General features: G+C 40.9%; 17 protein-coding genes. 6 read left to right on the forward strand and 11 right to left on the reverse strand.

Annotation, left to right across the window (positions count from 1 at the left end; genetic code table 11):
- Positions 1-180: 180 nt before the first annotated feature.
- Complete coding sequence (locus WC407_RS00465) at positions 181-2157, reverse strand: beta strand repeat-containing protein (RefSeq protein ID WP_373019917.1); 1977 nt, start codon at positions 2155-2157, stop codon at positions 181-183.
- Positions 2158-2646: 489 nt separating this feature from the next.
- Here WC407_RS00465 and mobB point away from each other — a divergent pair, with 489 nt between their 5' ends.
- From mobB to WC407_RS00490, 5 genes are read left to right on the forward strand one after another with little or no spacing between them, the layout of a single operon-like run.
- Positions 2647-3153 carry a molybdopterin-guanine dinucleotide biosynthesis protein B gene (mobB, locus tag WC407_RS00470; protein ID WP_373019921.1) on the forward strand — a complete coding sequence of 169 codons (507 nt, stop codon included), beginning with the start codon at positions 2647-2649 and terminating at the stop codon, positions 3151-3153.
- Entirely contained in the window at positions 3150-3992 is an 843-nt protein-coding gene (locus WC407_RS00475; protein ID WP_373019923.1) for a class 1 fructose-bisphosphatase, read from the forward strand. The genes mobB and WC407_RS00475 overlap by 4 nt, the downstream gene beginning before the upstream one ends.
- Positions 3979-4173, forward strand: a complete 195-nt coding sequence (locus WC407_RS00480; protein ID WP_373019925.1) for a hypothetical protein — start codon at positions 3979-3981, stop codon at positions 4171-4173. Before WC407_RS00475 ends, WC407_RS00480 begins: the two co-directional genes overlap by 14 nt.
- A gap of 20 nt (positions 4174-4193) precedes the next feature.
- A complete protein-coding gene (gene metG / locus WC407_RS00485; RefSeq protein WP_373019927.1) occupies positions 4194-6143 on the forward strand; it encodes a methionine--tRNA ligase in 1950 nt (649 codons plus the stop codon).
- The gene (locus WC407_RS00490; protein ID WP_373019932.1) at positions 6140-7144 is read left to right on the forward strand and encodes a hypothetical protein; all 1005 of its coding nucleotides are present in this window, start codon (positions 6140-6142) and stop codon (positions 7142-7144) included. The genes metG and WC407_RS00490 overlap by 4 nt, the downstream gene beginning before the upstream one ends.
- Here WC407_RS00490 and WC407_RS00495 read toward each other — a convergent pair.
- Positions 7141-7842, reverse strand: a complete 702-nt coding sequence (locus tag WC407_RS00495; protein ID WP_373019934.1) for a M48 family metallopeptidase — start codon at positions 7840-7842, stop codon at positions 7141-7143. The genes WC407_RS00490 and WC407_RS00495 overlap by 4 nt on opposite strands.
- On the reverse strand, positions 7772-8437 hold the full coding sequence (gene queC / locus WC407_RS00500) for a 7-cyano-7-deazaguanine synthase QueC (protein ID WP_373019936.1): 666 nt from the start codon (positions 8435-8437) through the stop codon (positions 7772-7774). Before queC ends, WC407_RS00495 begins: the two co-directional genes overlap by 71 nt.
- 53 nt (positions 8438-8490) lie before the next feature.
- On the opposite strand from queC, the gene ybeY reads away from it, so the two are divergent.
- Entirely contained in the window at positions 8491-8913 is a 423-nt protein-coding gene (gene ybeY, locus WC407_RS00505) for an rRNA maturation RNase YbeY (RefSeq protein WP_373019944.1), read from the forward strand.
- A 1-nt stretch (position 8914) separates the two neighbouring features.
- Here ybeY and mrdA read toward each other — a convergent pair whose 3' ends face one another.
- The 8 genes from mrdA to hisB are packed head-to-tail and all read right to left on the reverse strand — an operon-like array spanning position 8915 to position 14259.
- On the reverse strand, positions 8915-10702 hold the full coding sequence (gene mrdA / locus WC407_RS00510; RefSeq protein ID WP_373019949.1) for a penicillin-binding protein 2: 1788 nt from the start codon (positions 10700-10702) through the stop codon (positions 8915-8917).
- The gene (locus WC407_RS00515; protein ID WP_373019951.1) at positions 10699-11154 is read right to left on the reverse strand and encodes a hypothetical protein; all 456 of its coding nucleotides are present in this window, start codon (positions 11152-11154) and stop codon (positions 10699-10701) included. Before WC407_RS00515 ends, mrdA begins: the two co-directional genes overlap by 4 nt.
- The gene (locus WC407_RS00520; protein WP_373019953.1) at positions 11121-11585 is read right to left on the reverse strand and encodes an N-acetyltransferase; all 465 of its coding nucleotides are present in this window, start codon (positions 11583-11585) and stop codon (positions 11121-11123) included. The genes WC407_RS00515 and WC407_RS00520 overlap by 34 nt, the downstream gene beginning before the upstream one ends.
- On the reverse strand, positions 11578-12192 hold the full coding sequence (yihA, locus tag WC407_RS00525) for a ribosome biogenesis GTP-binding protein YihA/YsxC (RefSeq protein ID WP_373019957.1): 615 nt from the start codon (positions 12190-12192) through the stop codon (positions 11578-11580). The genes WC407_RS00520 and yihA overlap by 8 nt, the downstream gene beginning before the upstream one ends.
- Positions 12189-12680: a lipopolysaccharide transport periplasmic protein LptA gene (lptA, locus tag WC407_RS00530; RefSeq protein WP_373019959.1), complete on the reverse strand. Its 492-nt coding sequence runs from the start codon at positions 12678-12680 to the stop codon at positions 12189-12191. Before lptA ends, yihA begins: the two co-directional genes overlap by 4 nt.
- 8 nt (positions 12681-12688) lie before the next feature.
- Complete coding sequence (gene lptC, locus WC407_RS00535; protein WP_373019961.1) at positions 12689-13198, reverse strand: LPS export ABC transporter periplasmic protein LptC; 510 nt, start codon at positions 13196-13198, stop codon at positions 12689-12691.
- Complete coding sequence (locus WC407_RS00540) at positions 13199-13690, reverse strand: KdsC family phosphatase (RefSeq protein WP_373019965.1); 492 nt, start codon at positions 13688-13690, stop codon at positions 13199-13201.
- On the reverse strand, positions 13687-14259 hold the full coding sequence (gene hisB / locus WC407_RS00545; protein ID WP_373019967.1) for an imidazoleglycerol-phosphate dehydratase HisB: 573 nt from the start codon (positions 14257-14259) through the stop codon (positions 13687-13689). Before hisB ends, WC407_RS00540 begins: the two co-directional genes overlap by 4 nt.

Here is a 14259-nt window from a genome sequence, read left to right on the forward strand (position 1 = left end):
AAATATAATTAATTATACACTGATGTAATTTATAAATATTATAAATTTAGAATTTAATCGTAAGAAAATTCACAAGAATGGAGATCGGTAGGACTCGAAGAATATGTTATAAAAGAGTATTTATATTTTATGTCCAAGCTAAAAGCTTGAACATAAAATTCTATAAAACTATTGCTTTTATTAGGCAATAAATGCGAAGTTAGCAGATGCCATCGCTGAAACGGATGGAATACCACTAAGTGTTGCCACTTCAGTAGCCGTTAAATCCGATGCCAGCATTGCAGGAGTAGCTGGAGTATGTGCATCATTAACTAGCGAAACGTGTGCATTTGTACCATCAGACCATACAACAACTAGATCACTATTGGCAGTAAATTTAGTCGTTTCGGTCAATGTTGTAGTACCTCCACCGATTGCAGTGATCATTGCTGCAGCATTCGCTAAAACGCCATCAAGCACAACGACCGTAGTCGTAGCAGCTATAACAGTAGGCGTACTTGCTACAATGTGTTGAACAACAGACGCACCTGCCACAACGGCAACATTAGTACCATTGGATACTAACGATCCAGTTTGTCCGGTAAGTGAGAGGCTTATAGCATCATTTGCGACAGAAAAATTATTGATAGTGTCAGCTGATGTATTTACACCTACTGCGCCCATGGAAGCTGCTGCCATAATAATCGTGTCAGGGGCTGCATTGGCTCCAGAAACAAGATTGATAGTATCAGCACCCGCACCACCGGTAATGGTATTGTGTGTAGCCACACCCGATGCATATAGTGTAATCGTATCATTGCCTGCACCCGTACTAATTACATTGGTTGTTCCGCCGATGTTTGTTGCATTTACCGTATCGTTACCTGAACCTGTTGTAATGTTTTGATTACCAGCGGATCCATTGTTTAATGCCGTTACTGTGACATCGCTTGCGCTCGTGCTAGTAACCGTCTGATTGCCTGCGCCATGCTGAGTTAGTGTTACCGAGGTAAGTGCTGTCGTTACAGTAGAATTCCCCACCAGCTGATTTCCTGCACCATTGGATGTCAAATTCACAGAAGTAAGACCTGTCCCATTAACCGTCTGATGACCGGCTAACGTTGTTGATGTTACTGTGGCAGCGCCTGAACCGGTTGTAATAACATGATCTCCAGCACCACTTGATGTTGCTACGATCGTTGCAACCCCCGTATATGGTACGGTAGCCATATCAATAGTAATGGCGCCTGCACCGCCTGCCGTCGTCAAATTTACTCCGCCTGTAGTGAATGCCGTATTAAAATTAGAACCTGTAGTAAAGTTGACTGCGCCAGCCCCTGCATTGTTGTTGACCATAATCTTTTCAATATTGGAAATACCTACCCAATTGGCATCCGTCAGAGACATAACAGCTACTATAGCCGATGAGATATTCAGGGTATCTATACCTGTACCACCATTAAGTGTATCACCAATATTAAACGTGCTCGTAGCAGCTCCATCACTTAAGGTGCCATTAAACGTATCAGGACCAGTTCCACCCGCATAGGTATCATTAGCCGTAGTGAGGGTGAACGTATAACCTGTTGCTTCTGCAGCTACTGCAGCAGCTGCGGCTGCTACTGCCACTGCCGCTGCAACTACTGCAGCGGCCGCCGCAGCATCTATTACTACCATGTCAGCTATTGTTGCTGCGGTTGCAGTATTAATTGATGCTGAATCACTAGTAACGTTTGCTAAATGTGTCGATGCGGCATTTATGTCAAGGTGGGTTAACACTGCATTTACTGCAAATGTCGTTTGGTTTGCCAGTTTAAGACCATCTGCACTACCATTCACAGCCGCTGCATTGAGGATCGCATTCATCATTGTGGCATGATTTAATGATCCATCTGTCATTTTGCTAACCCAAAATGTACTGCCTGCAGTATCTGCAACACGACCAAATACATTCAAATAAATTGCATTAACATACGCTGTATTTGTCTGGGTTGGGGGATATTTTGCAATGTACTCTGCTGATTGTGTGAATCCTTGAGCTATTGCGTCTAATGACGCACCTTTATTTGCATATACATCTACCCAATAGGATAAACCTGTTGTATCCGGTACACGGTTGAATGCCGCAATATAAATTTTAGCGATTTCTTTTTGTGCTGTTGTAATATCGATTGCCATGTGAATCTCCTAATATTATATCTAGTTAGCGCTGTATGAACTGAATAGCGTACTCATAATGTGGCTATTACCTAATCATGATTACAAGCAGTATACAACCTTATTTAATATTATTTGTTATGCATTATTAGTAATTTAAAATACTAATAAATAATATATAATAAAACATAACTCAATCATACAGCAATACATGCGATATAAATAGTACATGAAACAAATGACACTTACTTAAGTAAAAAAGTGGCGTAGTAAATTACATTATGAACAACTTACCATTGATTGTATTAGACATATAGATAATAAACTAAACCGTAACTACTACTATACGGGACATCTTAAAGTTGATTTGAGTAAAATTGCAGGAATTGCTATATAAAGCGTGGTAATTATGATGGCAACTTTTTAAAGAGAGATGCTCAGAATCCCGCACAATAGGCATAATAGGATATTTGACTATAATATCTTTAATTTTATAAGAGAGTATGATTTTTGAAAAAACGTTTAGCAGTTGCATTTACCGGCCCCTCAAACAGTGGAAAAACAACGCTGATTTTAAAAGTGGCACGCAAACTTATCCACGAACATAATTTAGATGTCGCAATCATTAAAAATGACCCTAAAGACAAAGCTCAATTCGATGTGCCGGGAAAAGATAGTTATAAATTTAGCGATACGGGTGCGGAGGTGGTTGTCACCTCCCCTACCCGCACTACCTACTTTTCGCAGCGTCACAAAGAGCTCGATGAGATAATTACCCTTTTTGGAGAGTTTGATGTATTGTTGGTTGAGGGACTTAAAAATCTCCCCCTTCCCCGCATAAGTATTTTTAGAGGTGCTATCGATACCGACTATTTCCCTTATATGAATGCCTTGGCCATTGATGAGAGTATCAACATCGCTGAATACGATCTCCCCTCCGGGATCGACTTGCTCGATCTTAACAACCCTGATCAAGTAATAGAATGGATTTTAACTCACGCAAAGGTAATGAAATGAACCCTATTTTAAATGCAATACAAAAAAGTGCTATCCGTATCAAACACGCCATTGATGTCAAAGACATCGGCTATTCTCAAGAACAAAACAGTTCGGGAGAGACTCAGCTTCAGCTTGATATCCAAAGCGATTTAATCATCGAAGAGGAGCTTAGCCATGTAAGTGATGTTCATACCATAGCGAGCGAAGAGAAAGAGCTGCCTATGCTCCTCAATGAAAATGGCCGATATTTCATTGCATTCGATCCGCTTGACGGATCTTCTCTCGTGGATGTAAACCTTAGTGTCGGTTCGATCTTCGGTATCTATGAGGGTGCATTTACTCCGGATAAAATGGTCGCTTCGTGTTATGTCGTTTACGGACCTCGTGTGGAACTTGTCTTTGCTTATGAGGGGCAAGTATCTCTCTATCTTCTCCAAGCCGGAGAATTTGAATTTGTCAAACACATCCAGCTGAATGAAAAAGGGAAAATCAATGCTCCCGGCGGTACACAACAATTTTGGGCACCGTATCATAAGGCAATGGTGGACAGCTTTTTTGCACGTGGGTATCGTCTACGCTATTCTGGAGGTATGGTTCCAGATTTGCATCAGATCCTTCTTAAAGGGGGCGGATTGTTCAGCTACCCAGGAGCTACCGATAAACCGGAAGGGAAACTAAGAATGTTGTTTGAAGTATTCCCTTTTGCGTTTATTTTTGAAAATGCCGGAGGGAAAGCGGTGGATGGGAAAATTCGTGTTCTTGAAAAAACACCGGCGCACATCCATGATACAACCCCATGTTTTTTCGGTTCGGTGAATGAAATCGATGAGGTGTTGAGTGTCTATGCCGGACAATAACAACATTTTTGAAGCAAAGCTCGACGATGCGATCAAAATGCTTCAAGAGTGCCAACAAAACCGAAATTTGGAGAGCTGCTACAGTTGTCCGGAGTGTATCGGATGTGAAGTTCGAGCTAAATATGTCCGAACGGTTTACGAAAGTATGTCCAAGGGTGAAACCGGCGGATTCGATTTTTAATTTACGAGGAAAAATAAACAATGAAAAATTATATTACGACCCCCATCTATTATGTCAACGGTGAAGCCCACATCGGACATGCCTATACTACGTTTATCGCAGATACGCTAGCCCGTTATTCTCGCCTGAGCGGAAATGAGACCTATTTTCTCACCGGAACTGATGAACACGGTCAAAAAATCGAAGAGGCTGCTAAAAAATTGGAGAAACCGACTCAGCAATTTGCCGATGAGATCAGTGCAACTTTTAAAAATCTTTGGGATGAGTTTGATATTAGTTACGATCAATTCATCCGAACGACCGATGAAACCCATAAAAAAGGGGTTCAAGTTGCTTTTCTTAAAATGTTTGAAAACGGCGATATCTACAAAGACTTTTATGAGGGAAACTACTGCGTCAGCTGTGAAACCTTTTTTCCCGAATCGCAGCTTATGGAGGGCGGTTGCTGCCCTGACTGCGGACGAGCCACAAGCATCGTCAAAGAAGAGAGCTATTTTTTTCGTCTCTCAAAATATGAAAAACCTCTTTTAGAGTATTATGAAGCTCATCCAGAGTTTATTCTCCCTAAATCACGCCGCAATGAAGTAATCAGCTTTGTAAAGGGGGGATTAAATGATCTCTCCGTCACCCGTACCAGCTTCAGTTGGGGTGTCCATTTACCGGAATCGCTGAATGAGCCTAAACACGTCATGTACGTATGGCTTGATGCGTTGATGAACTATGTAACTGCGCTCGGATACGGTACAGACGAAACTAAGATGGATTTCTGGCCGGCAAACGTTCAGTTGGTGGGTAAAGATATCCTCCGTTTTCATGCTATTTATTGGCCGGCATTTTTGATGAGCCTTGGACTTCCTCTCCCTAAACATATCGGTGCCCACGGATGGTGGACACGCGACGGTGAAAAGATGTCAAAATCCAAAGGAAATGTCGTCGATCCTCGTGAAGTGGCTAAGCACTACGGTGTTGAGAATTTCCGATACTTTATGATGCGTGAAGTACCTTTCGGACAGGATGGCGATTTTTCTCAGCGTGCCTTGATCGATCGTATGAATTCGGATCTCTCCAACGATTTAGGAAATCTCCTCAACCGTATTATCGGAATGTCCGAAAAATACTCTGACTTTGTAATCGATAGTAGTGATGTCGAAAAATATCATTTAAAAGAGCTAAACGATGCTCATACAATCTTGGATTCGTTGCATACGTACTTTTATGAACTTCAACTTCACCGCTTCCTCGAAGAGCTATGGAAAGTGTTTACGATCGGGAATAAAGCGATCGAAGAACATGCACCATGGGTAAAAATCAAAGAAGGACGCAATGACGAAGCTCTCGCAACGGTCGCTTTGGTTGCCAATCTGTTAGCTAAAGCGTCCGTGCTGCTCCACTCTATCATGCCGAGTACTACTGCAACGATCGCAGATGCGCTAGGATTTGAAATTACTACCGATAGCTATACCAAACTGATCGTCAATAAAGCCCTTTTGGATACCTTTACGATCAAAAAAATACCGCCTCTTTTCCCGCGTGTGGAAGAGCCGTTAATGCAAGAAGCTCCGAAAGCGATGCTAGATGAAGCACCTATAGCAGAACCGAAACCTAAGATGGAAGATAAAAAAGTCACTACCGTCTCTGAAGAGGGTCTTATCACTATCGATCAGTTTTTCCAATCTTCGATCAAAATCGGAACGGTTCTGAATGCCGAAGAGGTTCCGAAAAGCTCTAAACTCCTCAAACTCCAAGTTGACTTGGGAGAAGAGACGCCGCGTCAAATTATTGCCGGAATCCGTGAGTATTACAGTGCCGAGTCACTCATCGGAACACAGGTATGTGTCGTTGCCAACCTTAAACCCGCAAAACTCATGGGAATGCTTTCCGAGGGGATGATTTTGGCCGCTAAAGATGCGGACGGTCTTTGCCTTGTTCGTCCTGAAAAACCACGCCTTAGCGGAAGTTCGGTTGGATGAGACTTGAAAATATCCTCGCACTGACCAAAGCGACCCTTTACGGTGAGCCTTCAGTCAGCCTCTTTGAAAGTGTCGCTTTTGAACCTGCCAAAGTAAAGCGAGGGTCACTTTTTATTGCTTATTCTCCTGATACCATTGCGGAAGCACTCCTAAACGGTGCTTACGGCATCCTTTTTGATAAACCGACCCAAATGGGCGATGCTGAAGTAGCGTGGATCAAAGTGGACTCTATTGATGCCTCTTTAAAAAAGCTTCTCCGATTTTACCTCCTTGAAAAAGAGCTTCAAGTCTATGCGTGTGACCCGATTACCCTGCGTCTTTCATTAATGGTCTCTACTCCGTCCAATTTTTGCAGTATCGACGGTTCTATGGCGCAGGTATGGGAAAGACTTTGGCCTCTGGAAAAAAAGTCCGTGGTTCTTTTTTCCCCGACGTTAACTGATCCCGAAATTTTTATTGAACATTCTCAACTCATCCGTGCCCAAGAAAATACGATCAATATTATCGAGCAAACCCTTTTTGAGACCTCCTTTATTCATAATGATATTTTCTATGAACGACAGATGCTATCGCCGTTTTTTATCCCTTATTTGGAACATTTGCTCTTTTTTTACACCTTTTTACGTATCCCGTTTCAGCTCAAAGGGTTTGGTAAAATAGGTCACTTTATACCGGTATTTACCAATTCGCGTCTTGAGACCATCGAGTTTGGTACCAGTGATAGGGTCGTTATTTTTGAACCCTATCTCGAACTTATCGATGAACAGATTGATTTTCTTCACGCGCAAGCTTCTTGGGCAAAAATTCTTTATCTTCTCCCTGAAACGATGCGCTCGGGATTAACCATCGGTGTCGAGAATATCCTCTTTTACCGCTATCCGGAAGAGATTATTACCCTATTGCAATCCAACCATTTTCACTTCGCCCTCGTTGCAGGAGTGGATAAGAGTATTTTACGCCCTGCCCGCTCATCAATGAAACAGTTGGAACTTGATTTCTAATTTATATGAATTGATTTAAGCTCTCTACGCAGTTCTCTCTCATTAGCTAAAACACTGCGTACTACGGCATGGAATTCCTTGGAATGATTCATGTGTTTTAGATGGGCAAGTTCATGGACAATAATATAATCGATATGTTCATAGGAGAGTTGCATCATCAAGGTATTAAAAGTAACAATCCCCTCACTGTTGCAACTGCCCCATCTACGACGCATCCGCTTGAAGCGAATATCACTGGGGTGCAATCCCATCTTGCGTGCATAATGCCCTACACGTGAGGGTAAGGTTAATAGAGCCTCATTTTTGTAAAATTTATGGTAATATTTTTCAATATCAATACTGGTTTTAGCTTTTTCAAGGGTTTTATGCAATTGAGGGAATTGTTCTAGTGCGACAATTTCTCCTCTAAATTGTATTGATTTTCCCAGGGTATGAGAGATAATTTCGCGTGCGCTAATGGCCGTTAATTTAGATCGAATCCAACCCTCACGCTCTTTTACAACAGCACGAATACGACTTTCATGTTTAATAGGAGTTCGTACACACACTTCCCCGGTATGGGTAATCGTGATATAGGTATTGCGATTACGCGGTCGGTAATGGATAGAGATGGGTGAAGTAAACGGATCAAACATACGGTATAGGATCAGTGACTCCGGCACGTTCAAAACCACGCAGACGCAAACGGCAACTGTCACACTCTCCGCATGCTGTATCTTCGTCTTGGTAACAGCTCCATGTAAGATGAAGCGGTGCACCCAGTCGAAGCGATTCTTCGACAATTTGCGATTTCTGAAGATGTACAAGCGGCATTTCAATTGTAATATGAGTTGTCTCTTTGGTTCCTAAATTTGCCGCTTTAGCAAATGTATCAATAAACGACTCACGGCAATCGGGGTAGCCGCTGCTGTCCTCTTCAACCACACCGATAGCGATAGCACAACACCCCTCTTTTTCGGCAATTGCGGTAGCAATGGAGAGAAATATCCCGTTTCGAAACGGGACATAGGTGATTGGTACCCCATCTTCAATTCCTCCCGTCGGAACTTCGATAGAGTGGTCGGTTAGAGCTGAAGCACCGATGGTTTTGAAAAAATCCAAATCAATTTCATATTTTTCAATCTCACCTAATTCAGCACAAATTGCACGAAAGCTTAAAAGCTCTTTTGCTACGGTACGCTGTCCATAGTTAAAATGCAGAGCCACAATCTCGTAGCCACGTGAGCGCATAATGTAGGCAACAAGGGTTGAATCCATCCCTCCGCTCATGATACAAAGTGCTTTTTTCTTCATGTATTCCCTTTCATGAGATTGTACCAAGGGCTCCCTTATGCTACAATGCGTTTATGATAGAATTAGATAACCGGACCGAAAAAAACTACAATTTTGCCCGCTTAGAACAACTTTCTGATGTCCTTACCATGCAAGAGGTCGAGCTTATACTCACCAATAATGACGAAATTGCCCAAATTAATCGTGAATTTCGTAATATTAATAAAGCGACCGACGTTCTCAGCTTTCCGAGTGATCCGTTTCCCGGTGCTCCGCTGGGAAGCATTGTCATCAGTGTCGAAAAGGTCGAAAAGGTCGCCCAAGAACTCGGGCATACGCAAGACGATGAAATTTCCCTACTCTTTATACATGGTATGCTTCACCTACTGGGATTTGACCATGAGACGGATAATGGAGAGATGAGAAATCGTGAAGCCGAGCTGGTCGAGCAATTTAATCTTCCTCAAAGTCTGATTGTACGGACGTTGGAAGAATAGATTATTTTTTAATATACCCCAGCTCATCGAGTTTGTTGTAGATATTTGAAACAATTCCACCTGCCTCTTCTCCCCCGTGTCCCCCATGCTCAATCATAACAGTAACGATAAATTGCGGCTGATCGGCAGGTCCGTAAGTAGTAAACCAAGCATGCGATCGTTTTAGATATTCCATACTGTGTTCGTTTTGACGTTTTGCATTCCCCTGGGCAATCCCCGTTGTTTGCGCGGTTCCTGTTTTTCCTGCTATCGGAAAGTGTGCGGAGACGAATCCTCTGGCAGTTCCTCCCGGATCATTACAAACTCCGCGCATTGCACGTTGCACAATGGGGAGTTTTTCTTTTTCAAGCGGTGTTAATACATCAAGAGGCAATGGGGTATAAGGATTATTGCCGATGGTTTTGGCAATATGAGGAATCGGTAATTTTCCGGTAGCCATTAATCCGGTGTACTGAGCCATCTGAATCGGAGTAATCAGAAAATCTCCTTGTCCGATAGCGGTATTAAGTGTTTCACCCTGATACCACGGTTTTTTAAATTTTTCCCGTTTCCAAGCACGGCTGGGAACCGTTCCGATAAATTCATTTGGCAAATCAATACCCGTCTTTTTCCCCAATCCCATACGGTTGAGGCCTTGACTCATCCGCTCAATACCAACCTGTATACTTCCTTTATAAAAATAATCATCACAGCTTTGAGAAATAGCTTTAGAAACATCGGTACTTCCGTGCCCTGAATGCTTCCAGCAGCGAAATGATCGATTTCCAAGCTTCATTGATCCGGTGCAGAAAACAGAACTGTGCTCATCTAATTTTCCGGAGGTAATATAAATAAGCCCTAATCCCGTTTTAACCGTTGACCCTGGAGGATAAAGACCATTAATGATTTTATTGGTAAAAGGAGCTTCAACGCTATTCATCAGTGTATTCCAATCGTTGGAATTTATCCCAGATACAAAAGCATTTAAATCATACTCCGGGTAACTGCCAGCCGCATAAATCGCTCCATGTATATCCATGACGATAATTGATCCGACCCTTTGTTCAAAAAGTTGACTGATATAGTTTTGAAGACGCATATCAATATTGAGAACTAAATTATGATTTTCCTGAGTCGAACTTCGTCCCAATTCTTCAATCTCAAGATTTTGTGCATTGACCTTAATCCGGCGTTCTCCGGCTACTCCTTGCAAGTAGTGATTGTAAAATTTTTCGATTCCATTTTTACCGACATGACCTAAAAGCTGTAGCGAAGGATCCTTGTTAATCTCTTGTTGATTCGCTTTTGCTACATATCCTATAATGTGAGCACCAATTGTGCCATGAGGATAGAGGCGTTTTGGAGAAGGTGAAATGCGAATTGTCTCTCGTAAATTCATCAATGAGTACAAAGGGATTATAGTTTCATGGGGGATAAAATCTACAACATCAATAAAGGAATGGTTGTAATAGGAATCTTCCATTTTATAAGTTTTAGCAATTTTTTCTCCATCAAGCGTAGGAATCATGGAGAGTAAATAAGCGATCTCTTGATCAAGTAAATGAGTATCTTTTCCTTTCGTTAAATGGGGAGCAAATGCAATTTTAAATCCCAATTCATTGATTGCTACAGGTTCGAGATTACGATCCAGTATTTCTCCTCGTACAGGTGCAGAAAACTCCGTTTTAATGCTGTTGTTTTCAGAAAGATTTTCATAATATTCATTTGACTGTATCGATAAATGAAACACGCGAACGATTAATCCAATCCATACAATGGCAAAAAGTGTAAGTAAAATTCTAATTTTCATATAAAAACAACTACTGCTAAAAATTCAATTGCCATATACAAAACAATATGCCAATCCATTGCCGGAAGCTCCAATAAAAAAATCTGGTTGGTGAGCCAAACAAAAACCCAATATCCAGGATAGGCCAAAGCAACAAAAAAGGATGCCATACAAGGACGACACTGTACGATCTGCTCTATTTTTGGAATCAACAAGCGTGATAGAAAAGTAAAAAATATAATCGTACTTCCAAACCAAAACCCTTTTTCTGCTTCAAAGATCAATAACATTGCAATTACAATAAGCAGCCCAAATAAATCATGGCGAGTTAATGCTTTGTAAAATGCCAAGAACAATACTGCTAATAACGGTGGCAAAAAGAGATACAACGTACTTAAACTTGTATATACAACAAATGCACCGACCAGCAAAAGCTGGCTTAAAGCGTTTTGATAAGAGAAACTTCGTTGCATACCGGAAAATGTTTACATTTAATACAATCAGCCCAAATTTTATGTTCTGGGATCGATTCTTTAGGGATTTCATTAAATCCAAGACGCTCAAAAAAATGCTGTTGATACGTCAATGCCAATACTTCTTTTAGACCTAGTCGTCTACCCTCTTCACACGCTTTTTCAACCAGAGTACTTCCAATATTTTGTCCGCGATAGGCACCGTCAATAATCATTGAACGAAGTTCTGCCAATACGGGAGAATGAATATGCAAAGCCACAAATCCGACTAATTTATCCCCATCCATAGCTAAAAAATAGGAGCGTATATTTGTAGCAATTTCGTCATTACTACGCGGCAGTATCACGCCTGATTCGATCTCAGGTGCAACCAACATCTGCATCGCTTCAATATCCGTAAGAGTCGGTTTTTTGTAAACGATTTCAGACATTATTATCGCTTCTAAGTAGATGGTAGATAATCTCGACAATTTTATCGACGCCTCGACGTTTGCTGTTAGAAATCATCAAAGCATCGGGAAAACGTTTCTTAAGCTCAGAGAGTTCCTTTTGGTTAAGCTTGTCAATTTTGGTAAATACGGTAAGTATTGATTGATTTGGGGTACATATTTCATTAAGATAATCGGCAACCGATCGATCGATATCCAGGTCAGGATGGCGGCAATCAATAAGGTGGACAAATATAGCTATTTGTTTTCGCTCTGCAATAAAGGAAGTAAGATTGCTTTCCCAATCCGTTTTGAGCGATTTAGCAACTTTTGCATAACCAAAACCCGGTAAATCAACGAACAGTGCACCTAATCGTTCTCCCGTATTTCTATCTGCAAATTCTACATCAAAATAATTAATTAGACGGGTTTTCCCCGGTGTTGCGGAAACTTTTGCCAAAGATTTTCGATTTGTTAACGTATTAAGTAAAGAACTTTTACCCGTATTGGAACGTGCCATAAATGCCACTTCATTCATAAATTCATTTTCGGGAGTGAGTCTGATATTCGGTGCCGAAGTCATAAAGGATGAATTAATAATTTCAATCATTTAGAGCTGCTTTTTTTCGTTGTATTTTTATCTTCCATCGTAAAAATCATCACTACCGGTTCATTATCAATGCTATCAGCGGTAGCATTGCCCGATACCGTATTGACTATGACTTTATCCCCTTTTATTCGACGGTAATTATCCAAACGGATCAAATCGGCTTTTTTGTAAAAATGGTATTCACTCTCATTGGGAAGATAAATGGCGATTTGTGATTTTCCTTTGTATTTCTCATTCATTTCTGTAACAATATAAAATGAGACATTTCCCTCAGCAAGGTATTTTATAGGTTTACGATCTTTATCGGTAAAAATTGTCAATTTAGTCGAATTCAGTTCATCAAAACCCTTGGTTACTGTAACACGACCAGTAAAAACGGATATCCCCTTTTGCTGATCCCCTTTGAAATTATCTGAAATAACTTTTAGCTCTTCAGCACAAAGATAAATAGTTGAAAGTGAGAGTAATAAAACTAATTTTTTGATCATTCATTTTCCTAATTTAATTGATAGCTACCGCGAACAGCATCTGCTGAAACCGTATCTTGCTTGGAATTATAATAAAGTTTTGTTCCATCAATCCGATTTCCTTTTTGGGTAATGACAAAATTACCTTGAGTACGGATAATAGAGTTGTTCTGATCGAATGTCCCCTCTTTGGAGCGAAATTCAAGACCGTCTTCGCGAATATAATGGACATTTCCCGATAAAGTAATAAAATTATCTTTATAATGCGCTACATCAGCATAAATCGACTCAAATAGGGATTTCGAATTATCGCTAAATTTTGCTGATGAAACTTCATATCGGTCACTAAATCGTTTACCCTTTTTTCCTTCAAAAAATCGTTCCATACCGCCTACACCGACTTCATATACAATAAACGATTCCAGTTCGATTTTTGGGACATCGTCACTGTTTTGTTTTGGAGAGTAGAGAGGCTTAAAATATCCAAACATTGCCAAAAGCCCACCCAATACAATCACAAAAAAAATATTAATCGACATTTAAATCCAGCGGCTTAAAAAAAGTTCTTCTTCACCGTTTTCACGAATTATTTCTTCAATCATCTCGCGTACACAAGCATCACCACCGCGACGTTTCAAGACATGTGCAAACGATTTCACATAATCGGATCCATCAGCAGGAGTATATGCTTTACCTACCCATTTTAAAAGTCGATAATCGTTTAAATCGTCTCCAATTGCAGCAACTTCATCGGGGGCTATATTTAGCTCTGCACATAATTGCATCGCTATCGCCTGTTTATCTTTAACCCCTTGAAAAAGATGAGGAATATCAAGCTCGCGTGCGCGGTGTCCTACAATGGAGGAATCTCTGCCGGTAATTATCGCAGCTTGATGACCCAGTTTAATCCATTCTTTAATTGCAAAACCATCTTTAACGTTAAAATTTTTGAGTTCAACACCTTCCGTTGTATAGATAATCTGCCCTTCGCTCATACAACCGTCAACATCTAAAATCAAAAGTTGAATCACAGTACCCCTTTGGTACTTGGAACGCCGGCACGCTCATTAGGACTAAGTGCACGTCGAAGAGCAACCGCAAACGATTTAAATGCTGCTTCGACTATATGGTGCTTATTTTTACCGCGCTGCATAATTATATGCGCGGTTATACCGGCATTAAAGATAACGGCGCGGAAAAATTCTTCACTTAATTCCGCATCGAACTCCCCCACTTTCCCAGCTACATTTACTTCATAAACCAAAAAAGGACGATTACTAAGATCCAGATCACAACTGACAGCTGCTTCATCCATCACGATGGTTGCATTTCCAAATCGTTCTACTTTTTCTATTGGGTAAATTGCTTCTCTCAGCGCTTGCCCTAATACAATTCCTATATCTTCGACACTGTGATGATCGTCAATGTGAACGTCGCCATCGCACATGATCTCTAAATCAATCAATGCATGTTTGGCAAAACTTTCAAGCATATGATCTAAAAAACCGACTTTGGTTGAAATAGTACTTTGTCCGGTCCCTTGCAAATTTAGGGTGAGGGTAATATCGGTTTCTTTGGTTTTACGGCTTTTTTGGATCAT

The organism is Sulfuricurvum sp. (genome assembly GCF_041651515.1).
In the GTDB taxonomy this organism is placed as follows: domain Bacteria; phylum Campylobacterota; class Campylobacteria; order Campylobacterales; family Sulfurimonadaceae; genus Sulfuricurvum.

Excerpts from the sequence above, each read along its gene's own strand:
- lptC (WP_373019961.1), bottom strand. The coding sequence starts at position 13,198 with ATGTCGATTAATATTTTTTTTGTGATTGTATTGGGTGGGCTTTTGGCA.
- queC (WP_373019936.1), bottom strand. The coding sequence starts at position 8,437 with ATGAAGAAAAAAGCACTTTGTATCATGAGCGGAGGGATGGATTCAACC.
- mrdA (WP_373019949.1), bottom strand. The coding sequence starts at position 10,702 with ATGAAAATTAGAATTTTACTTACACTTTTTGCCATTGTATGGATTGGA.
- WC407_RS00465 (WP_373019917.1), bottom strand. The coding sequence starts at position 2,157 with ATGGCAATCGATATTACAACAGCACAAAAAGAAATCGCTAAAATTTAT.
- WC407_RS00480 (WP_373019925.1), top strand. The coding sequence starts at position 3,979 with ATGCCGGACAATAACAACATTTTTGAAGCAAAGCTCGACGATGCGATC.
- ybeY (WP_373019944.1), top strand. The coding sequence starts at position 8,491 with ATGATAGAATTAGATAACCGGACCGAAAAAAACTACAATTTTGCCCGC.
- hisB (WP_373019967.1), bottom strand. The coding sequence starts at position 14,259 with ATGATCCAAAAAAGCCGTAAAACCAAAGAAACCGATATTACCCTCACC.
- WC407_RS00520 (WP_373019953.1), bottom strand. The coding sequence starts at position 11,585 with ATGTCTGAAATCGTTTACAAAAAACCGACTCTTACGGATATTGAAGCG.
- lptA (WP_373019959.1), bottom strand. The coding sequence starts at position 12,680 with ATGATCAAAAAATTAGTTTTATTACTCTCACTTTCAACTATTTATCTT.
- metG (WP_373019927.1), top strand. The coding sequence starts at position 4,194 with ATGAAAAATTATATTACGACCCCCATCTATTATGTCAACGGTGAAGCC.
- WC407_RS00490 (WP_373019932.1), top strand. The coding sequence starts at position 6,140 with ATGAGACTTGAAAATATCCTCGCACTGACCAAAGCGACCCTTTACGGT.
- WC407_RS00475 (WP_373019923.1), top strand. The coding sequence starts at position 3,150 with ATGAACCCTATTTTAAATGCAATACAAAAAAGTGCTATCCGTATCAAA.
- WC407_RS00515 (WP_373019951.1), bottom strand. The coding sequence starts at position 11,154 with ATGCAACGAAGTTTCTCTTATCAAAACGCTTTAAGCCAGCTTTTGCTG.
- yihA (WP_373019957.1), bottom strand. The coding sequence starts at position 12,192 with ATGATTGAAATTATTAATTCATCCTTTATGACTTCGGCACCGAATATC.